The organism is Streptomyces swartbergensis, from assembly GCF_002148965.1.
GTDB lineage: Bacteria > Actinomycetota > Actinomycetes > Streptomycetales > Streptomycetaceae > Streptomyces > Streptomyces swartbergensis.
Map to the genome: position 1 here is coordinate 1 of NZ_NGFN01000002.1, position 24,166 is coordinate 24,166.

Here is a 24,166-nt window from a genome sequence, read left to right on the forward strand (position 1 = left end):
CCCACCCATGGCGACCCGAAGGCCTGATCGGACGTGACTCGGCCGCCGTTCTGGATGACGATCAAACCTGCTGACCGGATACGACCGGGCGGGACGCCCGGCCGTCCGCCGCGGCCGCACGATTCTGCGAGGACGACCTGCCATGAACCCACCGAGCCGCCCAGGCACCGTGCTGCTCACCGACTACGCCTGGCCTGACGACTCCGTCGAGCGATCGGTCATCGAGCAGGCGGGCCACACCCTGGTGACCGGCCCCGCCGAGCCTGCCGACGCCGAGGCGATCGAGGAACTGGTCGCCGAGCACCGGCCCGCCGGGATCCTGACCTGCTGGGCGCCGGTCTCCGCCACCGCGATCGACACCTCGCCGGATCTTCGCATCGTGGCCAGGCTCGGGGTGGGCCTGGACAACATCGCCGTGGACGCCGCCACCGAGCGGGGTGTGTGGGTCACGAACGTGCCGGACTACTGCGTCGAGGAGGTCTCCGACCACGCCGTCGGCATGGTGCTGGCCTGGACGCGGGGCCTGGCCGTGTTCGACCGAGAGGTCCGCGCCGGCCGCTGGGACCCCGCGAGCGCACGGCTGCGCCGACTGTCGACGCTGACGTGTGGCGTCGTCGGTTTCGGTCGGATCGGGCGCGCCACCGCGCGCAAGCTCGGCGCGTTCGGCTGCCGGATCCTGGCCCACGATCCGCACGCACCCAAGGACACCCCCGGAGTGGAGATGGTGGACCTGGAGGAACTCCTGCGCCGCAGTGACGTGGTGATCCTTCACGTGCCGCTGACACCCGGCACACACCACATCATCGGAACCGAACAGCTCGCGCTGATGCAGCCGGGCGGCCTGCTCGTTAACGTCAGCCGGGGCGGCCTGGTCGACACCGACGCGGTGATCAAGGCGCTCGACAGCGGGCACCTGGACAGTGCCGCCTTCGACGTCCTGGAGACCGAGCCCCATGTCCCCGCCGGGCTGTCGGCCCAGCCAGGGGCACTGCTCACCCCGCACGTCGCGTTCTCCTCCGACGCCTCGGTCACAGAACTGCGCCGCCGAGCCGCTGAGGAAGTGGTACGGATCCTGGCCGGCGAGGCCCCGGCGCACGCCTGCAACAGCCCCCGTGGACTGACCGCCGGGCCGCGTGACCAGCGATGAGCCCGACCCCCGCGCAGGCGGGCCCGGGCCCCGAGCCGGGCACCACGCTGACGGACTTCCTGATCGCCCACAAGCTCGCCGGGCCCGCCGCACCCGCTCGCTGGACGCCGCTGGCCGGCGGCGTCTCGTCCGACCTGTGGCGGGTGGACCTGCCGGGACGCTCGCTCTGCGTCAAACGCGCCCTGGCCAAGCTGAAGGTCGCGGCCGACTGGCAGGCACCGGTGTCACGCAACGCCTACGAATGGGCATGGATGCGGTTCGCGTCCCGACACCGCCCGGACAGCGTGCCCGACCTGCTGGCCCACGACCCCGAAGCCGGCCTCTTCGCGATGGCCTACCTGCCCCCCGAGCGGTACCCGATGTGGAAGGGGCAACTACTGGACGGCGAGGTGCGGGTGGCGACCGCGGCGGCCGTCGGGGAACTCCTCGGCAGCCTGCACGCGGCGAGCGCGGGCGACGCCGCCCTCGCCGCGGAGTTCGCCACCGACGACAACTTCCACGCACTGCGCATCGAGCCGTACCTGTCGGCGACCGCCGCGGCACATCCTGACCTGCGCGACATCCTCCAGGGCCTGGCCGACCGCACGGCCACCACGCACCTGGCCCTGGTGCACGGCGACGTCAGCCCCAAGAACATCCTCGTCGGCCCGTCGGGGCCCGTGCTGCTGGACGCCGAGTGCGCCTGGTACGGGGACCCGGCCTTCGACCTGGCCTTCTGCGTCAACCATCTGCTGCTCAAGAGCCTGGTGGTTCCCGGACGCCGCGCCGAACTCCTGCGCTCCGCGCGGGCGCTGGCCGAAGAGTACGTCCGATGCGTCGACTGGGAGCCTCGGTCCGCCCTCGACGAGCGGGCCGCGACACTGCTGCCGGCGCTGCTGCTCGCGCGCGTGGACGGCAAGTCACCGGTGGAGTACCTCACGGACGACCGGCACCGGTGGCTCGTACGCACGGCGGCAGCGGCCCTGCTGCGGGCGCCCGCTGCCGCGGTGGCGGACGTCGTGGACACCTGGGAAACCGCCCTTGCTCGAGGAGAGACCAATGCGCAGAGTCGTCACGGGGCATGACGAGAACGGCAAGTCGATCGTCGTCAGCGATGGCCCCATACCGCGTAGCCGGGAGTTCACCAGTCTGCCCGGCTGGGTGTCTCGCCTGCCCTGGGCCACCGAGCCCGGCGAACCGGCGAGCAGGACAGGGGAGGACCCCACGCCGAAGGTCACCAGCCTGCTGCCGGCGCCCGGCGGCACGCGGTTCATCGTGCTGACCTTCCCGCCGGAATCCGCGATGGCCGACCCGGCGTTCGACCCTGTCGCCTACGACCGGGAGCAGCGCGCCGACTCACCGGGCATCGCCGAACTCATCGAACCCGACGGCATGCATGCCACCCCCACCGTGGACTACGGCATCGTGCTGCACGGCGAGATCATCCTCGAACTCGACGACGGCCACTGCACTCCGCTCTCGGCAGGGGACATCCTGATCCAGAACGGAACCCGGCACGCCTGGCGCAACCGCAGCGGCCAACCGGTCACGATGGCCTTCGTCCTCATCGGCGCGGAGAACGACGATTGAGGGGTGGGAGACGCAGTCCGACTTCTTCCTGCCCCGGCCCGGATCGGGCGCTGGTGGCCGAGCGCCGCCCCGGCCAGTCGGTACCGCCGCGATCGGGGCGGTTGTGCATCTGCCGGCCTCACTTCAGGTGTCGGTCCAAGAACCGGCACCCGTCCTCCAGCTCACGATGCGCGGCTCGACCACCGCCAGCCGAATGCCGAGGGCGGTCCACCCCCCGGAGTACCCGACCGGGCCGCCGATCCCGGGCAGCAAAGGAGGGCGTCCAGAGTGGTCTGCCATTCCGGGACCGCGTTGTCGACCAGCGGGCCGATGAATGACTCCAAGATCCCACGTCGTACACGGCGCCCATCGACCAGTGCAGGGCGACCGCATAGCCGCCGCAGTCACGCACGACTCCCTTGGGTTTTCCGGTCGTTCCGGACGTGTAGAGGATGTAGAGGGGATCGGTGGCGGCGATGGGAACGCAGTCGGCCGGCGGCGCGGCGGCCACCAGGTCGGCCCAGTCGAGATCGTCCGGCCCCAACTCGGCTGGTTGCTGCGGGCGTTGCAGGATCACGCTCTTCTCCGGCTTGTGGACGGCGAGCTCGATCGCCCGGTCGAGCAAGGGCTTGTACGCGATGACACGCTTGCCCTCGATGCCGCAGGATGCGGAGACCACCACCTTGGGGGCCGCGTCGTCGATGCGGAGGGCGAGTTCGCGCGGGGCGAACCCGCCGAAGACGACCGAATGGACCGCGCCGATGCGCGCACAGGCCAGCATCGCGACGGCGGCCTCGGGGACCATCGGCATATAGATGACCACCCGGTCGCCGTGCCCCACGCCGAGCTGTGCGAGCGCTCCGGCGAAGGCCGCCACCTCGTCCCTGAGCTGTGCGTAGGTGGAGGTGCGCCGGGCGCCGGTGACCGGAGAGTCGTAGATGAGCGCGGGCTGGTCGCCGCGGCCGGCGTCGACGTGCCGGTCGAGCGCGTTGAAGCAGACGTTGAGCCGCCCGTCGGGGAACCAGCGGTAGAAGGGTGCGCCGGAGGAGTCGAGGGCGTGTCGGGGAGCTACGTCCCAGTCGATGGCCTCTGCCGCCTTCAGCCAGAAGCTCTCCGGGTCATCGGTACTGGCGCGGAAGACATCCTCGTACGTTCCCATCGCGCACTCCTTTGTGGCATCGAGGGACGGTGGTGGGGCTGCGTGCGGAATGGTGTCGGACACAAATACCGTATGCCGGTCGGCATGCAGGATGCCGGAGGCCGGTGGACCGGTCACCGGCATGGCGGTGGTGCGGCGGCCCGGCCGTCAGGTGCAGTCGCTGCTCACGCGCCGAGGTGCGGTCCGGCCGGGGACGCCGTCCGCGTCCACGCCTTGGTCCAATAGGCTCCTGAAGGCGCTCCGGGCCATGTGTCAGGAACTCGAGGTGCCCACCCCTGCTCTCTACGCGCAGATCCATACCTGACACCCGGCGAGTGAGGAACGTGATGGCCACGACAGCCAGGTCCGTGCGGAGACGAGATGACGACCGATGACTGATACCGCTGCCGTCGAGATTCTCGCCGACGTCCACCGGGGCGTCGGCCGGATCCTTTTGAACCGGCCCAAGGCGCTCAACGCCCTGACGACAGACATGGTCGTCGCCATCGACCGTGTGCTCACTGAGTGGGAACGCATACCGCTGTCCGCGGTGGTGCTCGCCAGTACCAGTACGAAGGCGTTCTGTGCCGGTGGAGACATCCGCACGATCCGCGAGCACAGCCTCGCCGGGGATGCCGAGGCCAGTGAGCGGTTCTTCGCCTCCGAGTACCGGCTCAACGCCCGGATCGCCGAATATCCCGCGCCGGTCGTGTCGCTCATCGACGGCCTGTGCATGGGCGGCGGCCTCGGCCTGTCCGTCCACGGCAGCTTCCGCGTCGTCACCGAGCGCGCGGCACTGGCGATGCCCGAGACCGGGATCGGGTTCTTCCCGGACGTCGGAGCCAGCTACTTCCTGCCGAGGCTGCCCGGCGCGATCGGCATGTACCTGGGACTGACCGGGCACCGGCTCGACGCGGCCGACGCCCTGTACACGGGGCTGGCGACGCACTTCGTCCCCGCGGACGGGCTCGACGCGATCGGGGATGCCCTGGCCGACCATGCCGGCGACCCGGTGGACGTGGTCCTGAACCGCCTCACCGGCCCTTCCCCGGTGGCGGGCAGCAGGCTGGCGGAGGTACGCGGGGACGTGGACTGGACGTTCGGTGCGTCGACTCTCAGCGAGATGGAGAAGCGCCTGCGCCACCTCGACACCCCCTGGTCGGCAGAGGCGCTGGCCGCCCTGGAGTCCGCCTCGCCGCACAGCCTGGAGATCACTCACGCCCTGCTGGCCCGGGGCAGGCAGCGCACGTTGCGCGAGTGCCTCAGCGCCGAACTCGCCCTCACGCGCACGACCATCCGCACTCCGGACTTCCTGGAGGGCGTGCGCGCGGCCCTGGTCGACAAGGACCGCACTCCCCACTGGCAACGTGGGTCGCTCGACGGACGGGCGTTGCCGTCCTGAGCACCTCCGCCGTGAGCGTCGGGAGCTGCGAGCCGTTGGTGCGTCTCGCCTGACCTGGGCGTGCCGGACGGAGGATCGGTGGCAGGCACGGTCTCAGTCGTTGTCGGACACCATCGAGACCACGACCTTGCCGGCCGTGGTGCGGCCCTGCTCGACGTGTGCCATCGCCTCCAGCGTCTGGTCGAACGGGAAGGTGCGGTCGATGACCGGGCGGAGCTTCCCGCTGTCGTAGAGGGCGCCGAGTTCGCGCAACTGGGAGCCGTTGGCCTGCATGAAGAAGAACTGGTAGCGCACGCCCAGCGCCTTGGCCTGCTTGCGGATCCTGCGACTGAGCGTATTCATGACCAAGCCCATGAATGACGGGGCGCCGAGCTGCTTGGCGAAGCCGGCGTCCGGCGGGCCGACGACGCTGACGGCCAGGCCGCCGGGCTCCAGCACGGTCAGCGACTTCTCGAGGTTCGCTCCGCCCAAGGAGTCCAGCACCAGGTCGTAGCCGGACAGCACCTTCGAGAAGTCTTCCTTGGTGTAGTCGACCACGACGTCGGCGCCGAGGCTCCTGACCAGCTTCTCGGTGCCGGTGTTTGCGGTCGTCGCCACTGTGGCGCCGAGGTGCTTGGCGAGCTGGATGACTGTCGAGCCGAGACCACCGGCACCGGCGTGGACGAGTACCTTCTGACCCGGCTGCAGGTGGGCACGGTCGACGAGGATCTGCCAGGCGGCCAGGGCGACCAGTGGCACCGCGGCTGCCTCGTGGAGGGTGAGGGATGCCGGCTTGGGCGCGACATCGTCCATGTCGATCGCGATGAACTCCGCGAAGGTTCCGATCCGCAGGTCGCGCGGACGGGCGTAGACCTCGTCGCCGACTTCGAAGCCGCGTACGGCGGAGCCGACCCGCGTCACGACGCCGGCCACGTCGTGGCCGAGCACGAACGGAAGCTTGTACTTCAGGAGCTGCTTGAACTCCCCGTTGCGGACCATTTTGTCCAGCGGGTTGATACTGGCGGCGCTCACTCTGACCAGGACGTCTCGGTCTCCGACCGTGGGCTCGGGTGCTTCTGCGGCGCGGGCGCCGTCCTTGCCGTACTTCGCGACGACGAATGCCTTCATGCCGCCCGCCTTTCTGCGTGGGTGTCACCACGCTACTTCCTGAGTATAGGAAAGTAAACTCAGGAGAGGTTGGGGTCACCCCCGGACCCTTGAGGTCGTGGGCGAGGAACTGCTGCCGCGCCGGCCCGGAGGGCCCGGCCGTACTGGCGCGACACCGCGGATGCGGCGTGAGGTGAGCGGTGTGCGCCAGACGCTCGTGGTGGACAGGAGCAGAGTGACGGTGTCTTGGGTGATCAGTGCCGGCGCGGCTGCGGCATCGGTGTCGGATGCTCGTGGTGCCGGCGGGCTCCAGATGTTCGTCGTGACGGCTACTACGCGTGCGTACCGCCGCGCGCGACCAAGCTCGCCGACTCTCGCTTCGCCGTCCGGGCGAGGCTCTGTCGCGTCTGGTCGACAGCGGCTCCGCCGTAGCCGTCGACGACGTACTCACCGTGCCGCGGGCGGTCGGAGCCAAGGTCGCGGTCCAGTCGACGAGCCTCCCCGTCGACATCGTGACCAGCCGGCAGCCGGCAGCCGGCCTTCCCGTCTCTGGTCTTTCAGCTGCGGCGACCGTGAGGTCGATGGCTCACGACCGGAGGCGGGCGCGGGCGCCTGTTCCCAGCCGGGCGGTGACTTCACGGGGAGTGAGGGGCGAGTGTTCCGCGGAGCACTCGACGACGACGCGGACCGGGGCGTCGCACTCGGTGTGACGGACATCCAGTACAGGACTCTCGGAGCCGAGGGCGTATGCCTCGCCCCACTGGCTCAGTGCCATCAGAACAGGCCAGAGATCCCAGCCCTTGCGGGTCAGGCGGTATTCGTTGCGGGATCGGCTGCCGGGCTCCCGGTAGGGGACGGTCTTCAGGATGCCGGCCGAAGTGAGCTTGCGGAGGCGGTCACTGAGGACGGCCTCCGACAAGCCGATGTGGCGGTGGAAGTCATCGAAGCGGCGCACGCCGTTGACGGCATCACGCAGGATCAGCAGCGTCCACTTCTCCCCGATCACGTCGAGCGTGCGCTGGACGGGGCAGTTCTCGGTGCTCGCCTCAAGCCACTCCATCTCGCCATCGTAAGCCAGCTGCCTTCGCTATTGACAGTCAGGTGAACAGAAGCCTAGCTTCATCTGGAAAAGTCAGCTGACAGTCAGAGGGAAGGGCGCTGGATCGTGGGGCGATCGCGTACGTATCAGTGGGACGATCCCGCGACCTCGGCGGAGGCCGCCGGGCGCATGGCCGGCATCGACTTCCTGCGCGAGGTGCAGGCGGGGCGGCTGCCGAGGGCGCCGATCAGCCACACCGTCGACTTCGCCCTGGACGAGGTGGAGCCCGGCAGGGCGGTCTTCTCGCTGGTACCGGGCGAGGAGCACTACAACCCGATCGGCAGCGTCCACGGCGGCGTCTTCGCCACTCTGCTCGACTCGGCGGCGGGCTGCGCCGTCCAGTCCACCCTCCCGCAGGGCGTGGCGTACACCTCGCTCGACCTGACGGTGAAGTTCCTGCGGCGGATCACCGTGGACACGGGCCCGGTGCGCGCCATTGGCACGGTGCTCAACAAGGGCCGCCAAACCGCTCTCGCCCAGGCCCAGTTGGTCGACGCGAACGACCGTCTCCTGGCCCACGCCACCAGCAGCTGCATGCTCTTCCCGGTGCCTGCCCCTCGGGTGTGACTCGGCGGGCAGGTCCCTCGATCCGGCGTTCTCTTCCCTGCTCAAGGACCTCGTCGGCGAACTTGCGGTCGGTGAGGGCGCGGGACGGTTGCGCTTGAAGCGGCGGCCGGCCTTCTGGCTTCTCCTGTGTGGCGAGGTCGAGTGGTCGGCCATGGCGTCGATGGCTGAGTATGTGAAAATAAACTCAATTCGGTTAGGATCGCTCCCATGGATGCGTGGACCGAAGTTCTTCTGGACCCCGGCATGGACCCCCGACTCGACCGGGACACGTCCAACTGCTCGATCGCGCGGACTCTTGAGATCGTGGGCGAGAAGTGGACGATCCTGATCTTGCGTGAGGTGTGGTACGGCTCGTCCCGGTTCAGTGACTTCGAACGTGTCCTGGGCTGTCCTCGTAACCTTCTGGCGACGCGGCTCCGGATGCTGGTGGAGGAAGGGATCCTGGCGACCGAGACATACAAGGAGCCCGGTTCGCGGAGTCGGCCGAAGTATGTGATCACCCCCAAGGGTATGGATCTGGTGCCGGCCGTGATGGGGCTGCTGCAGTGGGGCGACCGTTACCGCGCCGACCCGGAGGGGCCGGCGGTACTGGCGCGACACCGCGAGTGCGGCGCGCACGTCGACGTCCAGATCCGCTGCGAACTGGGCCACCCGGTTGAAGCGAAGGACATCGAGAGCGTCCCCGGCCCAGCCTTTCGTATGAGGTCGTCCGAGGGAGCTTGAGGGCTCCTCCGTCAGTTTTCCGTGAACCACCGGCCTCCGCGCTCACCGAGGCGCTCCCGGCAAGCCGCTCGCCGTCCGCGTCGCCCATCACTTCGTCGTACGCGGCGGGCTCATCGTCCGCTTCGAGCAGTTCGTCGACACCGCGCTGGTGCGCGAGGCGATGAGCGCCCGGACGGTTCCTGGAGGCATCGGCCGCAGCAGGAACAGCACGCGACCTGGAGCTGCGCCCCAGGAGGGAACGCGTGCTCAGGCGTCGTAGATGTGGAAGCCCCGGCCGCTCTTGCGGCCGAGGTGGCCCGCGGCGACCATGCGGCGCAGGAGGGCGGGCGGTGCGTACAGCGGCTCCTTGAACTCCTCGTACATCGACTCGGCCACGGCCTGGGCGGTGTCGAGGCCGATGAGGTCGAGCAGCCGCAACGGACCCATGGGGTGGGCGCATCCGAGTTCCATGCCCCGGTCGATGTCCTCCGGCTGTGCGGAGCCCGACTCCACCATCCGGACCGCGCTGAGCAGGTAGGGCACGAGGAGGGCGTTGACGACGAAGCCGGAGCGGTCGGGCGCCTGGATGGCCTGTTTGCCCAACTGCTCGGCGAAGCCGCGGGTGCGCCGCACGGTGTCCGCGCTGGTGGTGAGGGCGGGGATGAGCTCCACCAGTTGCTGCACGGGCACGGGGTTGAAGAAGTGCATGCCGATGACCTGCGCGGGCCGCTCGGTGACGACGGCGAGATCGACGATGGGGATCGAGGAGGTGTTGGTGGCCAGGACCGCCGCGGGGTCTTCGACCGCCTTGTCCAGGGTGCGCAGGACATCCGTCTTGATGTCGCGGTTCTCGGCGACCGCCTCGACGACGAACTGGCGGTCTGCCATGTCGCTGAGGTCGTGGGTGAAGGAGAGCCTGGCGAGGGCCTGGTCCCGCTGTTCCTCGCCGAGCTTGCCACGCCGTACGCCCCGGTCGAGTGAGGTGGTGAGCCGGCGGCGGCCTGCCTCCAGTGCGTCCGGCGTGGCCTCGGCGACGCGGACGTCGATGCCGCTGCGGGCCGCGACTTCCGCGATGCCGGAGCCCATGAGGCCGCATCCGACAACGCCGAGGCGGGCAACGGGATCCATCTGAGGTCCTATCCGGTGAGTCGCTGCGGGGTGGCTTCCGGGACTACGGGGCTCGGTCAGACGTTGCGGCGGTATTGGCCGCCCACCTCGAAGAAGGCCTCGGTGATCTGCTGGAGGGAGCAGACCCGGGTGGCGTCCATGAGGACGGCGAAGACGTTGTCGCCGTTCGTCGCCGCGTTCTTGAGAGCGGCCAGGGCGTCGTGGGCCCGGTCGCGGTGGCCGGTGTGGAAGTCCCGCACGCGCTCCAGCTGGGACTGCTTCTCCTCCTCGGTGGCCCGGGCGAGTTCCAGCTCCTGAGGCCGGCTGTCGCCGCCGGGGCGGAGGAAGGTGTTGACGCCGATGATGGGCAGGGTGCCGTCGTGCTTGCGCTGCTCGTACAGCATCGACTCGTCCTGGATGCGGCCCCGCTGGTAGCCGGTCTCCATCGCGCCCAGCACGCCACCGCGCTCGCTGATCCGCTCGAACTCCTGGAGTACGGCCTCCTCCACCAGGTCCGTGAGTTCGTCGATGATGAACGATCCCTGGAGGGGGTTCTCGTTCATCGCCAGGCCCCACTCGCGGTTGATGACGAGCTGGATCGCCAGCGCCCGCCGCACCGACTCCTCGGACGGGGTGGTGACGGCCTCGTCGTAGGCGTTGGTGTGCAGCGAGTTCGCGTTGTCGTAGATGGCCGTGAGGGCCTGGAGGGTGGTGCGGATGTCGTTGAAGTCCATCTCCTGGGCGTGCAGGGAGCGTCCGGAGGTCTGGACGTGGTACTTCAGCTTCTGACTGCGTTCGCCCGCCCCGTACTTCTCCTTCATCGCGACGGCCCAGACACGGCGGGCGACCCGGCCGAGGACGGAGTACTCGGGGTCCATGCCGTTGGAGAAAAAGAAGGAGAGGTTCGGGGCGAAGTCGTCTATGTGCATGCCCCGGGCGAGGTACGCCTCGACGTAGGTGAAGCCGTTGGCGAGGGTGAAGGCGAGCTGGCTGATGGGGTTCGCCCCGGCTTCCGCGATGTGGTAGCCGGAGATGGACACGGAGTAGAAGTTGCGGACCTTGTGGGCGATGAACCACTCCTGGATGTCGGCCATCATCCGCAGGGAGAACTCGGTGGAGAACAGGCAGGTGTTCTGGCCCTGGTCCTCCTTGAGGATGTCGGCCTGCACGGTGCCGCGCACGCTCGCGAGCGCCTGGGCCCGCAGCTCGGCCGCCTCCTCGGGCGACGGGTCACGGCCCTCGGCGGCTCGGAACTTCTCCATCTGCTGGTCGATGGCGGTGTTGAGGAAGAACGCCAGGATCGTCGGCGCGGGTCCGTTGATGGTCATGGAGACCGAGGTCGTGGGTGAGGTCAGGTCGAAGCCGTCGTAGAGGGCCTTCATGTCCGCGAGCGTTGCCACCGACACCCCGGACGTGCCGACCTTGCCGTAGATGTCGGGGCGTTCGTCCGGGTCCCGGCCGTAGAGCGTGACCGAGTCGAAGGCGGTGGACAGGCGGGTGGCCGGCTGGCCCTCGGAGAGCAGCTTGAAGCGCCGGTTCGTACGGAACGGATCGCCCTCGCCGGCGAACATCCGCGCCGGGTCCTCGCCGTCGCGCTTGAAGGGGAACACCCCGGCGGTGAAGGGGAAGTAGCCGGGCAGGTTCTCCCCGCGCCAGAACCGCACCAGCTCCCCGTGGTCGGTGAAGCGGGGCAGGGCGACGCGCGGGACCTTGTTGCCGGACAGGGACTCGCGGGTCAGCTTGGTGCGGATCTCCTTGTCCCGGACCGTCACCGCCTGCTCGTCACCGGAGTAGGAGGCGATGACGGCGGGCCAGTTCCCGATCTGCTCCGTGATCTGGTGCGGGAGCTGCTTGCGGGCGTCGTCGAGGAGCGACTGCACGTTCGCCGCGTCGGAGCCGGCCTCGGCGAGTTCGTCTCTGACCGCCTCCAGGTACTGCACCCGCCTGGCCGCCTCGGCCAGGCGCGCGGTCTCGGCGTGGTACGCGCGGACCGTGTCGGTGATCTCGGCGAGGTAGCGCACCCGGCCTGCGGGGACCACCTGCCGGATGCCGGAGGAGTGGCGTACCCCGGCCGGTGCCAGCGCGCCCTCGGACAGCGGCAGTCCCTTCTCGGCGAGGCACGTCTTCAGGTGCTGGTAGAGCGCGGTGACCCCGTCGTCGTTGAACGTCGCCGCCGACGTGCCGTACACCGGCATGTCCTCGGGCCGCATGCCGAACGCCTCGCGGTTGCGGACCAGTTGACGGCCCACGTCGCGCAACGCGTCCTGCGCGCCGCGCCGCTCGAACTTGTTGATCGCCACGACGTCGGCGAAGTCGAGCATGTCGATCTTCTCCAGCTGCGAGGCGGCACCGAACTCCGGTGTCATCACATACAGCGAGGTGTCGACGAACGGCACGATCGCCGCGTCTCCCTGGCCGATGCCCGGCGTCTCCACGATCACCAGGTCGAACCCGGCGGCCTTGACCACGTCGATCACGTCGGACAGGTGCTCGGGCAGCTCGCGACTGCCACGGGTGGCCAGGCTGCGGAAGAAGACCCGGTTCCCGTCCAGGGAGTTCATGCGGATCCGGTCACCGAGCAGTGCCCCGCCGCCGCGGCGGCGGGTCGGGTCGACCGCGATCACCGCGATCCGCAGCTTGTCCTGCTGGTCGAGTCGGAAGCGGCGCACCAGCTCGTCCGTCAGTGACGACTTGCCCGAGCCGCCCGTGCCGGTGATGCCGAGCACCGGCATGACCCGTGCCGCGGCGGCGGCCCGCAGTTGCTCCAGGAGATCGGAGGGCAGCTTGCCCAATTCCGCGCCGGTGACGGCGCGGGCGATCGCGAACCGGTCGCCCGCCAGCACGGCGGCCGCGTCGGCCGGCTGGCCGTCCCAGAGGTCGAAGTCGCAGTCCTTCACCACCGAGTTGACCATGCCGGCCAGGCCCATTCGCTGCCCGTCCTCGGGGGAGAAGATGGTCACCCCGCTGCCGCGCAGCCGGGCGATCTCCTCGGGCACGATGACGCCGCCTCCACCGCCCACCACACGGATGTGCTCGGCTCCCGCCGCGCGCAGCGACTCGACCAGGTACTCGAAGTATTCGACGTGTCCGCCCTGGTAGGACGAGACGGCGACGCCGTGGGCGTCCTCCTCCAGAGCGGCGTCCACGACCTCCCGCACCGACCGGTTGTGTCCGAGGTGGATCACCTCGGCGCCCTGCGACTGGAAGATGCGCCGCATGATGTTGATCGACGCGTCATGCCCGTCGAACAGAGCCGAAGCCGTGACCAGGCGGACAGGGTGCACGGGTCGGTGCAGATCACTCATGGGGGCCTTCCCGGACAGGGCGGTGGGGGTGCTGCTGACGCAATAGATACTAGGACGTCCTAGTAAATTGCTGGGGGTGATCGCCGTCACAGGTCGAGGACGAGACGAGTCCCGCACGAGCGGGAGACGCAGATGAGCATGGTGTCGCCGGCGGCCCGCTCGTCCTCGGTCAGCAGCGAGTCGCGGTGGTCGGGCTTGCCGTCGAGTACGCCGGTCTCACAGGTGCCGCACGTGCCTTCCCGACAGGAGAAGTCGACCGCGACACCGGCCAGTTCCACGGTTTCTAGGATCGAGCGGCCCGGCGGCACCGTGAGGGTGAGCCCGGACCGGGCGAGCTCCACCTCGAAGGCCTCCGCCGCGCCGGTCGCGGCCGTCCGTACCGGGGCGAACCGTTCGACGCCCAGCGTGCCGGGAGGCCAGCTCCCGCAGTGTTCCTGCACCGCCTGAAGCAGGGGCTCGGGACCGCAGGCGTGCACCAGCGTGCCCTCCTCGGGTACGCCGAGGTGGGCCGCGAGGTCCAGCAGGCCGTACTCGTCCTGCGGACGGACGAGTACCCGGTCCCCGTGCCGGGCGAGGCGGTCCAGGAATGCCATGGAGGTACGGGTGCGGCCGCCGTACAGCAGACGCCAGTCACACCCCGCGGCCTCGGCGGCCTCCACCATGGGAAGGATGGGCGTGATACCGACGCCGCCGGCGATGAACAGATGGCGCGCGGCGGGCCGCAGCGGGAAGTTGTTCCGCGGCCCGCGGACCCGCACGGCGGCGCCTTCGCGCAGGTGGTCGTGGACGTACGCGGAGCCGCCGCGGCCCTGCGGCTCGCGCAGCACGGCGATCTGCCAGGAGTCGCGTGCGGCCGGTTCTCCGCACAGGGAGTACTGACGGATCAGACCGCCGTCTTCGCCGTCGTCGCCGGCTTCTCCGTCCAGCAGTACGTCGATGTGGGCGCCCGGCGTCCAGGCGGGGAGCATCCCGCCGTCCGGGCGGCGCAGGGTGAGGGAGACGACGCCGTCGGCGGCGAGGGTACGGGCCGCCACGACAAGGGTCGTGTCGATCGAGGTCAGTTGGACGTTCATGATGTTCGGCTCCGGGGGTCAGTCCTGGGTCGGCACATGCAGCAACAGCGCGTCGCCCTGGCCGCCGCCCCCGCACAGGGCCGCCGCTCCGCTGCCGCCTCCGCGCCGCCGCAGTTCGGCCGCGAGAGTCAGCACCAGCCGGGCTCCGGTCATGCCGACCGGGTGCCCGAGCGCGATCGCTCCGCCGTTGACGTTCACCTTGTCGAGAGGGATGTCCAGCTCCCGTACGGAAGCCAGGGCCACCCCGGCGAACGCCTCGTTGATCTCGAACAGGTCCAGGTCGGCGGTCTTCAGCCGGCCGTCCCGGGACAGGGCGTCGCGGACCGCGCCGGCCGGCTGGACCAGCAGTGAGGGGTCGGGGCCGGCGACCGTGCCGTAGGCGCCGATCTCGGCGAGCGGGGTCAGGCCCTCGCGCCGGGCGCGTTCCGCGCTCATCACGACGACGGCCGCGGCGCCGTCGGAGAGCTGTGAGGAGTTGCCCGCGGTGATGGTGCCGGCGCCCGAGAAGGCCGGCCTCAGGCGCCCCAGGCTCTCGGCGGTGCTTCCCGGCCGTACGCCCTCGTCGGTGTCCACCACCGTCTCGCCCCGGCGTCCCGCCACGGTGACGGGGGTGATCTCCTCGGACAACGCGCCCGACGCTGGCCCGCCTCTTCAGGGAGGTGCGGCCGTTCCGCATCTACGACGGCCCGTCGGAGACGCACCGTTTCGCCATAGCGCGCCGCGCGGTGCGTCCATACCGGCAGCCGCGCACGGGTGCCGCGCCGACGGCTGATCTGACGGCGTCGAGCCAAGACGCAGCCAGGGGTATTGATCCGAGCGTTGCTCATCGTGTCGCTCCTGGTCGGCCGGGTGGCCGGCCGATCGGGCAGGGAAACGAAGGTCACTGACCCAGCTCCACCGTCGTCGTGACCCGTGTGAGGGTGGGTTTCCGGGGCACCGAACCGAACCCGAAGCGCACGGGAGGTTCGACCGGCGCCATGACACCGAGGTCGAGGCCCTCGAAGACCGCGGACACCGCGCCAACGGGCCGCATGTCCCGTACGCCGTACCACTCGCGGCGTCGCGCGCCCGTACGGCCGCGGGTCCGTACGTGGGCCGGCAGCAGGTGGGCGGGCCCGTTTGTCAGAGCAGCCCATGCCGGGCGGGCGGCGAGTGCGCCGGGTACGGCCCGCAGGAGGACGCCCGCCGGCCCTCGCCGGCCGACGGTGAAGCGCAGCTCCAGCGGCCCGGCGGTGACCGTCCAGGTGTCGTCCGCGACGCTCACGCCGACCGGCACGACGCGCACCGTGTCGAAGCCGTAGGTCCCACTGATGAAGTCCGCCGTCCGGGGCGAGGGGGCGAGCAGCAGCCGTTCCCCGTCGGCCCGCTCGATCATCACGTCGCTGAACGGCCCGAACGGCGACCGCTGCCAGTGCCCCAGCACGACGCGCGTCCCGGAGGAGGTGCCCACGCCCGCGATCCAGCCGTCGAAGCGCAGCCGCGGGCGCCGGCCGCGGATGCCGCGCGTGCGGCTCACGGTGCTACTCCCCGGACGGACCCGGCGCCGGGACACGCGGCCTCGACGCCCCGAGCCGCACGTGCCGCACTCCTTCCGAGAAGTGCACCAGGGGCTCGGAGGCGGGCGCGGGAAGGCCTGCCGCGGTGGTCAGCGTCTCCTCGAGCACGTCGACGGCGGCGTACGCCAGCGGCCAGGGCTCGTGTTCGACCGGCGTCTCCCAAAGCACGCCGAGCCGACGGGTGTACGCCCGCCAGCGCGAGGTCAGCCACACGTCCCGCTCCGTGGGCGTGATCGGGTCGCCGGGCCGGACCATCAGGCGGTAGGAGGCCTCGCCGAACCACCTGGACCCCGCGTACGAAACGGCGTCCCCCTTCAGGGAGACGCTCAGCGTGCCCGGGTTGTACGGCGCGCCGACCGCCCGGGCCGCCAGCATCAGCGGGCAGGCCACCTCGATGGACAGGAACCACAGCCCGTCCGTCCCATCCCGGTGCCGGACGTAGGTCCGCAGGTTGGTCTCCGCGAACGTCGGGAGCCCGGGCACCTGGGCGGGCACCGCGGGAGGGCGCACATCCGCCATCAGGAAGGGCGTGAACCCCACCCAGGCGGACCCCTCGTACTCGTCCACCACCAGTTCCTCGGGCAGCAGCGCCTGGACCGCGTCCGGCGGGAACGCCCAGTGGACGAACGTCTGCCTCAGCCAGCCGGCCCGAAGCGCGGGAACGCGCACGCGCTGCTCTGCTCCATACGCGACCACACACGGCGAGTCCCCCGGCGCGGCCGGCGGAAACGCCCGGCCGGTCTTCGACGACTGCTCCTCCGGGGCCGGTCAGGCGCCGGGGTGGGCGAAGCCGGTCTGGTAGGCGATCACCACGAGTTGGGCGCGGTCGCGGACGCCGAGCTTCGTCATGGCGCGGTTCACGTGGGTCTTGGCGGTCCAGGGTGAGACGTTCAGTTTTTCGGCGATGGCGTCGTTGGAGAGGCCGGCGGCCACGAGGACGAGCACTTGGCGCTCGCGTTCGGTCAGGCTCGTCAGCTCCGGGCCGGGAGCGTTCGTCAGGTCGGGTGTGGTCAGGTACTGGGCGATGAGTGCCCGGGTCGCCCTGGGTGACAGCAGCGCCTCTCCGCGGGCCACCAGCCGGACGGCGTCGAGGAGGTCGGACAGTTCCACGCCCTTTCCGAGGAACCCGCTGGCTCCGGCACGCAGCGCCTGGAAGACGTACGCGTCGGCTTCGAACGTCGTCAGGATCACCACCCGTACGCCCGCGAGGTCTTCGTCCGCCGAGATGGCGCGCGTTGCGGCCAGGCCGTCCATGACGGGCATCCGGATGTCCATCAGCACGACATCGGCACGGGTGCTGCGGGCCAGTCCGACCGCCTCGTCGCCCGTCGCCGCTTCTCCCACGACCTCCAGGTCCGGTTCCGAATCGATGAGCATGCGGAAGCTGGCGCGGACGAGGGCCTGGTCGTCGGCGAGCAGAACGCGAATGGTCATCCCGGCCTCCCCGGAACCGCGGTCGCGGGCAGGGTCGTGCCGGACCGACCCGCTGTGTGAGTCTCGGTCGGCGACGCCGCTTCGGGCAGCGGCAGACGCACATCGAGGCGGAAACGACTGTCGGGGTCCGCTCCGGCACGGAAGCTGCCGCCGACCGCGTGGGCGCGCTCGCGCATGCCCGTCAGCCCGTGTCCGGTGCCCGCCGCGGCCGGGACCGGGGACGGACCGGTGTGCAGCAGGTTGGTGATCCGGATGCGCAGTGCGTCGGGCGCGTAGTCGACGAGCAGGTCCGCCTCGGCGGTGGCACCGTGCTTGTGCACGTTGGTCAGCCCCTCCTGGATGACGCGGTAGGCGGCCAGGTCGACGGCGGTCGGCAGGGGGCGCGGCCGGCCTGCCGGTGGCGGACGCTCAGCCCGGCGGCGGTCAGCGATTCGAGGAGCCCACCGAGTCGGGACAGGCCGGGCACGGGTTCGGTCGGCTGCGTCTCGTCCGACGCGTCGCCGGACTGCCGTAGTACGTGCAGCAGCGAGCCCAGTTCGTCCAGAACGGTACGACCGCCGTCGCGGATGTGGCCGAGCGCCACGTCGGCCTGGTCCGGCCGGTCACGCAGGAAGTGCCCGGCGACGCCCGCCTGAATGGTGATCAGGGCGATGTGATGGGCGATCACGTCGTGCAGCTCCCGGGCGATGCGCAGCCGTTCCTCGGCGACGCGACGGCGGGCCTCCGCCTCCTTGCTCGCCTCCGCCCGCAGCGCTCGCTCCTCCACCGCGGCGACGTAGTCGCGCCAGGTGCGCACGGTGCCCCCGACAGCGGCGAACATCCCGGTCCAGGCGAACACGGCGCCGGCCTCCGGGCTGTAGGCCGAACCCATCGCATACGTGATGACGGCGTACAGGACGAGGGACGTGCCCCCCGCGGCGATCAGCGCGGTCCGCCGGGGGACCGTACGGGCCACCGTGTAGATGACGAGCAACACGGTGATCTTGAGCGCCCGCGACGGCTGTGACGCGAGGACGGTGAAGGCCACCTCGCCGAGCACGGTCAGCGCCAGGACGGGCAGCGGTGCCCGGCGGCGCGCCAGCAGCAGCAGGAACGCGGCCACGGCGGCGACGGCGTCGGCGCCCGACGCCCGGTCGCCGTCGGGCCATCGCCCGAACAGCACGGGCAGCATGCCCGCACTGCCCACGAGGGCCGCGAGGGCGGCATCCAGCAGGCGCGGGTGGGCGCTGGTCACCCGTCGCAGCGACGCCGGTCCGAGCACGGCTTCACCGTTCCTTCGTACGGGACCTCGATCCGCACGGACGCGGCTGCCCGCCCCCACGCCCGAAGGCGTACGAGGCGGCCGGCGGGGTGCCCGCGGCAGCCGGACTCACGCGTCGCGCCGCTTGAGCAGGACGGCCGCGCCGGCCAGGAGCACGACGAGGTACACGGCGAACACCGCCAGCCCGGATCCGGACGACAGCGAGTCACCGCTCGTCTGCACGGACATGAACGCGTTCGCCGCGTTGGACGGCAGGTACGGTCCGATGGCGTCGTTCCAGCTGCTCGGCAGGAGCTGGATCACACCCGGCAGCACGAACAGCGCGCCCACCACCGTGGTGATCGCCCCGGCCGTGTTGCGCAGCAGGACGCCGACCGCCAGGCCGATCAGCCCGGCACCGGTGAGGTAGACCGCGGCGCCGATCAGAGCACGGAACACACCTGGATCGGAGAGCGCGGCGGTGGTCATGTCGCGGGAGGACAGGACCGACTGACCGGCCAGGAAGGCCCCCAGGGCCGCGACCAACATGAGCACGAAGCCGACCACGGCGAAGACGATCACCTTGCCCCACAGCACCGGCAGGCGTGACGGGACCGCGGCCAGCGTGGCGCGGATGGACCCGGTGGCGTACTCGCCGGCACTCATCAGCACCCCGAGCACCGCGACGGCCAGCGAGGCGAGCATCACCCCGCCCAGGCTGATCGAGGTCGGGTCACTGAAGTCGTCCTCTCCGGGGCCCTGTCCCGAGCCCACCAGGCTGCTGAACAGCACTCCGAGGCCGATGACCAGGACCACGGTGATCGTCAGCGTGTAGAGCGTCGAGCGCAGTGACCGCAGCTTGATCCATTCCATGTGGACGACACGCGGAAAGGTCACCCGCAGACCGCCCGAAGGCCGGCCGGCGGTCCCGGTCGTCTTCTGTGTGTCCTGCGCGTCCTGTGTGCCGAGGGCAGTCGTGCTCATCGGTACGTCCCTCCAGTGGTGGCGAACTCGGTGGTCGTGGCGTGGTACTCGACGGCATCGCGGGTCAGCTCCATGAACGCCTCTTCCAGCGACGCCTCCTGGACGAACAACTCGTGCAGCACCAGCCCGGCGGCAGCGGCGCGTTCACCGATCTCGGCGGCCTCCAGCCCCTGGACGTCCAGGACGCCGGGCCGGCTGCCGGTGACCGAGACGCCGTCACCCACCAGCAGGTCCCGCAGGGCCCCGGCCTGCGGCGACTGCACCCGTACGCTCCGGCTGGAGGACTGGGCGACGAAGTCGGCGAGCGGGCCCGCGGACAGCAGCCGGCCCCGCCCGATGACGATGAGGTCCTCGGCGATCAGTGCCATCTCGCTCATCAGGTGGGAGGAGACGAAGACGGTCCGCCCCTGGTCCGCGAGATCCTTCAGCAGGTTGCGGATCCACAGCACGCCCTCGGGGTCGAGTCCGTTGACCGGCTCGTCCAGCATGACGATCCGCGGGTCGCCGAGCAGCGCCGAGGCGATGCCCAGCCGCTGCCCCATGCCCAGCGAGAACCCACCCGCCCGCTTGCGGGCCACCTCGGTCAGGCCGACCATGTCGATCACTTCCAGCACCCGCTGCCTGCCGATGCCGTTGCTCGCCGCCAGGGCCAGCAGGTGGTGATACGCCGAGCGTCCCGGGTGGATCGCCTTCGCCTCCAGCAGCGCCCCGATCGTCTCCAGGGGCGCCTCGTGCTGCTCGTACGGGCGGCCGCTGACGCGGACCTTCCCGGACGACGGCCGGTCCAGCCCCATGATCATCCGCATCGTCGTCGACTTGCCCGCGCCGTTGGGCCCGAGGAAGCCCGTCACCACACCGGGACGCACGGTGAAGCTCAGCGTGTCCACCGCCAGCTTGTCTCCGTACCTCTTACTGAGGTCGTTCACTTCGATCACGATCCACCTCCGGGTTGTCCGAGGCCTCAAGGTTCTTGCAAGGCGGTCGGTTCCCGCGTCGCCCCACGGCGGTCACTGCGCATACCACGACCGGAGTACGCCGCTGCCGACGGCAACGACCCTGGGGTGACGCCCGTGGTCACCCGGCGTGGTCGAACGGGGCTGAGCGCCGCCTCCGCAGGGCCGTGAGCTGAGGGTCATGCGGGTATGCAGCGGGAGCCGCAACGCCCAGGTCCCGGCCGACCGAACCCCCCGAAGGGAAATCCACCTGCCCACTTCCTCTTGACGTGTTACGCGTCACACCAGTACCGTCCCGGCAACCTGCATGTTTGAAACGATTCAATACGGAGTTGCCATGGGCGGAAAGCGCTCAGTCCTGCTCGAACTCCTCAGAGGCTTCGCAGTGCTCGCCGTGGTCGGAAGCGTGGCGATGCTGCCGGCGTCCGTGTCCTCCGCCGCGTCAGGGTCCGACGCTCCGTTCACCGTGAAGGCCCTGACCACCAATGGCCGCGTGAACCCTTTGGGCATAGGCGGTGAGGACCCGGTCCTCGGCTGGCAGTTGGCGTCGGCCCGGCGGGCGACGTCGCAGAAGGCCTACGAGATCCAGGTCGGGCGCAGGCCGGGGTCCGCCGACGTCTGGTCGTCGGGCAAGGTGGAGTCCGGCCGTCAGGTCGGCGTGCGGTACGAAGGTCCCGGCCTGGAGGCGGGCACCCGGTACTTCTGGCGCGTCCGGGCCTGGGACGACAAGGGAGCCGCCAGTCCGTGGAGCGCGACCGCGTACTTCGAGACCGGCTTGCTGAACTCCGGCGACTGGGACGGCGCCCAGTGGATCACTCGCCCTGCGGCCCCCGGTGAGCTGGACAAGTGGACCGACTACACCGCCACGGTCGACTTCAAGCTCGACAGTGCCGCGTTCGGGATGTTCCTGCGTGCCCCGGACGCGAGCAACGGTTACATGTGGCAGTTCAACGTGACGGGCTCCACCCCGATGCTGCGACTGCACAAGCAGGTCAAGGGCACCTACACCGTGGTCCAGCAGGTGGATCTCGCGCCCTACGGCTTCACCAACGCCGGTCTCCTCGACGGCCGGCACACCGTCCGCTACGACGTGGCGGGCACCACGATCAAGACGACCCTCGACGGCAAGCCGGTCAGCACCCTCATCGACTCCACGTTCACCAAGGGCTACATCGGCTTCCGCACACACGCCTGTTGCGGCGAACGGGGAACGGTCTACGACGCCGTCGTGACCGGCGCCGACGGCGGCACGCTGCTCGACACCGACTTCGCCTCCGCCCGGAACCCGTTCACCGGCGGTGACATCGCCGACTCCGCCCTCGTCGTGTCCGGCACCACGGACGCCCTCTACGGACCCGCGGCCCGGCCGCTGCCGCTGCTGCGCAAGGACTTCGCGACCGAGCCCGGCAAGAAGGTCGCCTCCGCACGCGTCTACGCGTCGGCACTCGGCCTCTACGAACTGGAAATCAACGGCAAGCGGGTCGGCGACCAGGTCCTCGCCCCGGGCTGGACGAACTACCACAAGCGCATCCAGTCCCAGACCTACGACGTAACGAAGCTGCTCGACGGCGGCGACAACGTACTCGGCGCGTCTTTGGCGGAGGGCTGGTGGGCCGGCAAGGTCGGGCTCGGCTGGAGCCGCCAGTACGGGGACACCCCCGCCCTGGTGGCGAAGATGCGCATCACCTACACCGATGGCTCGGTCCAGTGGATCGCCACGGACGGTTCGTGGAAGGCGTCGGAGGGCCCCTACGCCAAGGCTGATTTGCAGGACGGCGAGACCTATGACGCCCGTCTGGAGCCGTCGGGCTGGAGCCGGCCGGGATTCGACGACGCGACGTGGGAGCCCGCCGCGAGCCTTGAGTCCCGCACCGCCCTGCTGGTCCCGCAGAGCGACGAGCCGGTACGCCGGACCCAGGTGCTCCAGGCCAGGAAGATGACCGAGCCCACCACCGGGACCTACGTCTACGACCTCGGCCAGAACATGGTCGGCGTGTCACGGCTGACCCTCACCGGTTCCGCCGGACAAACCGTCAAGATCCGCTACGCCGAGGTGCTCAACAAGAACGGCACCCTCTACACCGACAACTTCCGCAGTGCCAAGGTCACCGACCGCTACACGTTTGCCGAGACAGGCACGGTCACCTACGAGCCCACCTTCACCCAGCACGGCTTCCGCTACATCGAGATCACCGGGGTGGACGAGCCGCCGGCCCTCTCGGACGTCAAGGGCGTCGTATGGGGATCCGACCTCCCGTCCACCGGCACGCTGAAGACCTCGGACGGCATGCTCAACCAGCTGGTGAGCAACATCTCCTGGAGCCAGCGCGGCAACTTCCTGTCCATCCCCACCGACACCCCGGCCCGCGACGAACGCCTGGGCTGGACGGGAGACATCAGCCTGTTCGCGCCGACGGCCAACTACCTCGTCGACACCCGCGCGTTCCTGTCCCACTGGATGGCGGACGTCCGCAACTCCCAGTACGCCAACGGAGACCTGCCGGCGGTCGTACCCACCCCTCAGGGCCAGTTCGGCGAGAGCGGTGTGGGCTGGTCCGACGTGATGATCACCGTGCCGTACTCCGTGTGGCGCTCCTACGGCGACACCCGGATCCTGCGGGAGAACTACCCCGCCATGCGGAAGTTCTTCCAGTTCGTGCGCGACAGCGCCGGACCGGACCTGCTCGAGCCCGGCCGCACCACCTTCTTCACCAACGACTGGCTGCACCTGGACGACCCCACCGAGCAGGGCATCCTGGGCACGGCCTACTACGCCGAGAACGCCCGCATGATGGCCGAGGTGGCCAAGGCCCTGGGCGACGAAACGGCGGCGTCCGACTACAGCAAGCTCTCCGCCGACATCCGCGACGCCTTCACCCAGGCCTACGTCGCGGCCGACGGCACGGTCAAGAACAACTCGCAGACCGGATACGCGCTGGCCCTCGGCATGGACCTGATCCCGGATCCGGCACTGGTCGAGAAGGCCGGGAGCAAGTTCGTGGCCAAGCTGGCGCTCACCGACTACCACCTGCGGACCGGCTTCATCGGCACACCGCTGCTGCTGCCCGCGCTGAGCAAGATCGGCCGGGACGACCTGGCCTACAAGATGCTGCTGCACAAGGACTACCCGTCCTGGGGCTACGAGGTCGCGGGCGGCGCCACCACCATGTGGGAGCGCTGGAATTCGATCATGCCCGACGGCAGCTTCGGCCCGGTCGACATGAACTCCTTCAACCACTACGCCTACGGTGCCGTGGGCGACTGGATGTTCCAGAACATCGGCGGCCTCTCGGCGATCGAACCCGGCTACAAGCGCTCACGCATCGCGCCGGCACTTGGAGGAAACCTGACGGAGGGCTCCGGAACCCTCAAGACCGTCTACGGCCTCCTGTCGTCTAAGTGGAGCACCGGCAACGGCGCAATCGACCTGAAGGTGACGGTCCCGGTCAACACCGTCGCCGAAGTCCACGTGCCGGCGCGGACCCGTTCGGCGGTCACCGAGGGCGGCCGGCCGGCCGACGCCGCCAAGGGAGTCCGGTTCCTCCGGATGGAAGACGGGGCCGCCGTGTTCGAGGTCGGGTCCGGGTCCTACAGCTTCGGCGTCGACACCGCCTTCGGCGGCCTCGGCGAGGCCGAAGACGCCGCGGGAGAACTGCGTGACCTGGTGTCGGGCCTGGACGCTCCGGGCGCGTGGACCGCGAGCGAGAAGGCTCGGCAGGTCGAAAAGGGCCTGTAACTCGACGACGCGGTAGGGGATGGCTTCTGTCAGTGGAAGCCATCCCATCCGCTCTGGTCTGTCTGCTACTTCTCGACCAGCGACATGTG

The 24,166-nt window shown here is 70.0% G+C and carries 19 protein-coding genes and 5 pseudogenes; 9 read left to right on the plus strand and 15 right to left on the minus strand.

Annotated features, from left to right (window positions below):
- The first annotated feature begins 142 nt into the window (after positions 1 to 142).
- From CA983_RS00520 to CA983_RS00530, 3 genes are read left to right on the plus strand one after another with little or no spacing between them, the layout of a single operon-like run.
- Entirely contained in the window at positions 143 to 1,147 is a 1,005-nt protein-coding gene (locus CA983_RS00520; RefSeq protein ID WP_086598863.1) for a C-terminal binding protein, read from the plus strand.
- Entirely contained in the window at positions 1,144 to 2,211 is a 1,068-nt protein-coding gene (locus tag CA983_RS00525) for a phosphotransferase family protein (protein WP_086598864.1), read from the plus strand. Before CA983_RS00520 ends, CA983_RS00525 begins: the two co-directional genes overlap by 4 nt.
- Positions 2,186 to 2,716 carry a cupin domain-containing protein gene (locus CA983_RS00530; protein ID WP_086598865.1) on the plus strand — a complete coding sequence of 177 codons (531 nt, stop codon included), beginning with the start codon at positions 2,186 to 2,188 and terminating at the stop codon, positions 2,714 to 2,716. The genes CA983_RS00525 and CA983_RS00530 overlap by 26 nt, the downstream gene beginning before the upstream one ends.
- A 135-nt stretch (positions 2,717 to 2,851) precedes the next feature.
- Here the strand turns inward: CA983_RS00530 and CA983_RS47485 are convergent.
- Positions 2,852 to 3,081: pseudogene (locus CA983_RS47485) on the minus strand (alpha/beta hydrolase); the annotation flags it as partial.
- Positions 2,973 to 3,854: pseudogene (locus CA983_RS00540) on the minus strand (AMP-binding protein); the annotation flags it as partial. The pseudogenes CA983_RS00540 and CA983_RS47485, both read right to left, overlap by 109 nt.
- Before the next feature lie 370 nt (positions 3,855 to 4,224).
- On the opposite strand from CA983_RS00540, the gene CA983_RS00550 reads away from it, so the two are divergent.
- Positions 4,225 to 5,235: an enoyl-CoA hydratase/isomerase family protein gene (locus tag CA983_RS00550; RefSeq protein WP_086598867.1), complete on the plus strand. Its 1,011-nt coding sequence runs from the start codon at positions 4,225 to 4,227 to the stop codon at positions 5,233 to 5,235.
- Positions 5,236 to 5,328: 93 nt separating this feature from the next.
- On the opposite strand, the gene CA983_RS00555 is transcribed toward CA983_RS00550, so the two are convergent.
- Together CA983_RS00555 and CA983_RS00560 are read right to left on the minus strand one after the other, a co-directional pair.
- Positions 5,329 to 6,342 carry an NADP-dependent oxidoreductase gene (locus CA983_RS00555; protein ID WP_086598868.1) on the minus strand — a complete coding sequence of 338 codons (1,014 nt, stop codon included), beginning with the start codon at positions 6,340 to 6,342 and terminating at the stop codon, positions 5,329 to 5,331.
- A gap of 565 nt (positions 6,343 to 6,907) precedes the next feature.
- Complete coding sequence (locus CA983_RS00560) at positions 6,908 to 7,381, minus strand: winged helix-turn-helix transcriptional regulator (protein ID WP_086598869.1); 474 nt, start codon at positions 7,379 to 7,381, stop codon at positions 6,908 to 6,910.
- Positions 7,382 to 7,486: 105 nt separating this feature from the next.
- On the opposite strand from CA983_RS00560, the gene CA983_RS00565 reads away from it, so the two are divergent.
- From CA983_RS00565 to CA983_RS47490, 3 genes and pseudogenes are all read left to right on the plus strand, one after another.
- Entirely contained in the window at positions 7,487 to 7,987 is a 501-nt protein-coding gene (locus tag CA983_RS00565; protein ID WP_086598870.1) for a PaaI family thioesterase, read from the plus strand.
- A gap of 243 nt (positions 7,988 to 8,230) precedes the next feature.
- Positions 8,231 to 8,710, plus strand: a complete 480-nt coding sequence (locus tag CA983_RS00570) for a winged helix-turn-helix transcriptional regulator (RefSeq protein WP_086598927.1) — start codon at positions 8,231 to 8,233, stop codon at positions 8,708 to 8,710.
- 52 nt (positions 8,711 to 8,762) lie between these two features.
- Positions 8,763 to 8,876: pseudogene (locus CA983_RS47490) on the plus strand (nuclear transport factor 2 family protein); the annotation flags it as partial.
- Between the two features lie 80 nt (positions 8,877 to 8,956).
- Here the strand turns inward: CA983_RS47490 and CA983_RS00580 are convergent.
- The 4 genes and pseudogenes from CA983_RS00580 to CA983_RS00595 all read right to left on the minus strand — a co-directional run.
- The gene (locus tag CA983_RS00580; protein WP_086598871.1) at positions 8,957 to 9,817 is read right to left on the minus strand and encodes a 3-hydroxybutyryl-CoA dehydrogenase; all 861 of its coding nucleotides are present in this window, start codon (positions 9,815 to 9,817) and stop codon (positions 8,957 to 8,959) included.
- A gap of 56 nt (positions 9,818 to 9,873) precedes the next feature.
- Complete coding sequence (icmF, locus tag CA983_RS00585; protein ID WP_086598872.1) at positions 9,874 to 13,101, minus strand: fused isobutyryl-CoA mutase/GTPase IcmF; 3,228 nt, start codon at positions 13,099 to 13,101, stop codon at positions 9,874 to 9,876.
- An 86-nt stretch (positions 13,102 to 13,187) separates the two neighbouring features.
- A complete protein-coding gene (locus CA983_RS00590) occupies positions 13,188 to 14,174 on the minus strand; it encodes a PDR/VanB family oxidoreductase (RefSeq protein WP_086598873.1) in 987 nt (328 codons plus the stop codon).
- A gap of 18 nt (positions 14,175 to 14,192) precedes the next feature.
- Positions 14,193 to 14,810 (minus strand): annotated as a pseudogene (locus CA983_RS00595) (acetyl-CoA C-acyltransferase); the annotation flags it as partial.
- Positions 14,811 to 14,812: 2 nt separating this feature from the next.
- Here CA983_RS00595 and CA983_RS49080 point away from each other — a divergent pair.
- Positions 14,813 to 14,926: pseudogene (locus tag CA983_RS49080) on the plus strand (acyl-CoA dehydrogenase family protein); the annotation flags it as partial.
- A 128-nt stretch (positions 14,927 to 15,054) separates the two neighbouring features.
- Here CA983_RS49080 and CA983_RS00605 read toward each other — a convergent pair.
- The 7 genes from CA983_RS00605 to CA983_RS00635 form a co-directional block, all read right to left on the minus strand.
- Positions 15,055 to 15,690 carry a hypothetical protein gene (locus tag CA983_RS00605; protein WP_086598928.1) on the minus strand — a complete coding sequence of 212 codons (636 nt, stop codon included), beginning with the start codon at positions 15,688 to 15,690 and terminating at the stop codon, positions 15,055 to 15,057.
- Between the two features lie 4 nt (positions 15,691 to 15,694).
- Complete coding sequence (locus CA983_RS00610) at positions 15,695 to 16,399, minus strand: YqjF family protein (protein WP_208636851.1); 705 nt, start codon at positions 16,397 to 16,399, stop codon at positions 15,695 to 15,697.
- 99 nt (positions 16,400 to 16,498) lie between these two features.
- Positions 16,499 to 17,164, minus strand: a complete 666-nt coding sequence (locus CA983_RS00615; protein ID WP_086598876.1) for a response regulator — start codon at positions 17,162 to 17,164, stop codon at positions 16,499 to 16,501.
- Positions 17,161 to 17,484 (minus strand): sensor histidine kinase, encoded by a 324-nt coding sequence (locus tag CA983_RS00620; RefSeq protein WP_086598877.1) that lies wholly within the window; start codon positions 17,482 to 17,484, stop codon positions 17,161 to 17,163. The genes CA983_RS00615 and CA983_RS00620 overlap by 4 nt, the downstream gene beginning before the upstream one ends.
- A gap of 5 nt (positions 17,485 to 17,489) precedes the next feature.
- Complete coding sequence (locus CA983_RS00625; protein ID WP_086598878.1) at positions 17,490 to 18,425, minus strand: sensor histidine kinase; 936 nt, start codon at positions 18,423 to 18,425, stop codon at positions 17,490 to 17,492.
- Positions 18,426 to 18,533: 108 nt separating this feature from the next.
- Positions 18,534 to 19,388, minus strand: a complete 855-nt coding sequence (locus CA983_RS00630) for an ABC transporter permease (RefSeq protein WP_086598879.1) — start codon at positions 19,386 to 19,388, stop codon at positions 18,534 to 18,536.
- Positions 19,385 to 20,323 carry an ATP-binding cassette domain-containing protein gene (locus tag CA983_RS00635; protein WP_086598880.1) on the minus strand — a complete coding sequence of 313 codons (939 nt, stop codon included), beginning with the start codon at positions 20,321 to 20,323 and terminating at the stop codon, positions 19,385 to 19,387. The genes CA983_RS00630 and CA983_RS00635 overlap by 4 nt, the downstream gene beginning before the upstream one ends.
- 355 nt (positions 20,324 to 20,678) lie before the next feature.
- On the opposite strand from CA983_RS00635, the gene CA983_RS00640 reads away from it, so the two are divergent.
- On the plus strand, positions 20,679 to 24,077 hold the full coding sequence (locus CA983_RS00640; protein WP_208636852.1) for a family 78 glycoside hydrolase catalytic domain: 3,399 nt from the start codon (positions 20,679 to 20,681) through the stop codon (positions 24,075 to 24,077).
- The last annotated feature ends 89 nt before the right edge of the window (positions 24,078 to 24,166 follow it).

Excerpts from the sequence above, each read along its gene's own strand:
- CA983_RS00590 (WP_086598873.1), bottom strand. The coding sequence starts at position 14,174 with ATGAACGTCCAACTGACCTCGATCGACACGACCCTTGTCGTGGCGGCC.
- CA983_RS00530 (WP_086598865.1), top strand. The coding sequence starts at position 2,186 with ATGCGCAGAGTCGTCACGGGGCATGACGAGAACGGCAAGTCGATCGTC.
- CA983_RS00560 (WP_086598869.1), bottom strand. The coding sequence starts at position 7,381 with ATGGAGTGGCTTGAGGCGAGCACCGAGAACTGCCCCGTCCAGCGCACG.
- CA983_RS00525 (WP_086598864.1), top strand. The coding sequence starts at position 1,144 with ATGAGCCCGACCCCCGCGCAGGCGGGCCCGGGCCCCGAGCCGGGCACC.
- CA983_RS00630 (WP_086598879.1), bottom strand. The coding sequence starts at position 19,388 with ATGAGCACGACTGCCCTCGGCACACAGGACGCGCAGGACACACAGAAG.
- CA983_RS00555 (WP_086598868.1), bottom strand. The coding sequence starts at position 6,342 with ATGAAGGCATTCGTCGTCGCGAAGTACGGCAAGGACGGCGCCCGCGCC.
- icmF (WP_086598872.1), bottom strand. The coding sequence starts at position 13,101 with ATGAGTGATCTGCACCGACCCGTGCACCCTGTCCGCCTGGTCACGGCT.
- CA983_RS00640 (WP_208636852.1), top strand. The coding sequence starts at position 20,679 with ATGGGCGGAAAGCGCTCAGTCCTGCTCGAACTCCTCAGAGGCTTCGCA.
- CA983_RS00570 (WP_086598927.1), top strand. The coding sequence starts at position 8,231 with ATGGACCCCCGACTCGACCGGGACACGTCCAACTGCTCGATCGCGCGG.
- CA983_RS00520 (WP_086598863.1), top strand. The coding sequence starts at position 143 with ATGAACCCACCGAGCCGCCCAGGCACCGTGCTGCTCACCGACTACGCC.
- CA983_RS00615 (WP_086598876.1), bottom strand. The coding sequence starts at position 17,164 with ATGACCATTCGCGTTCTGCTCGCCGACGACCAGGCCCTCGTCCGCGCC.
- CA983_RS00550 (WP_086598867.1), top strand. The coding sequence starts at position 4,225 with ATGACTGATACCGCTGCCGTCGAGATTCTCGCCGACGTCCACCGGGGC.
- CA983_RS00580 (WP_086598871.1), bottom strand. The coding sequence starts at position 9,817 with ATGGATCCCGTTGCCCGCCTCGGCGTTGTCGGATGCGGCCTCATGGGC.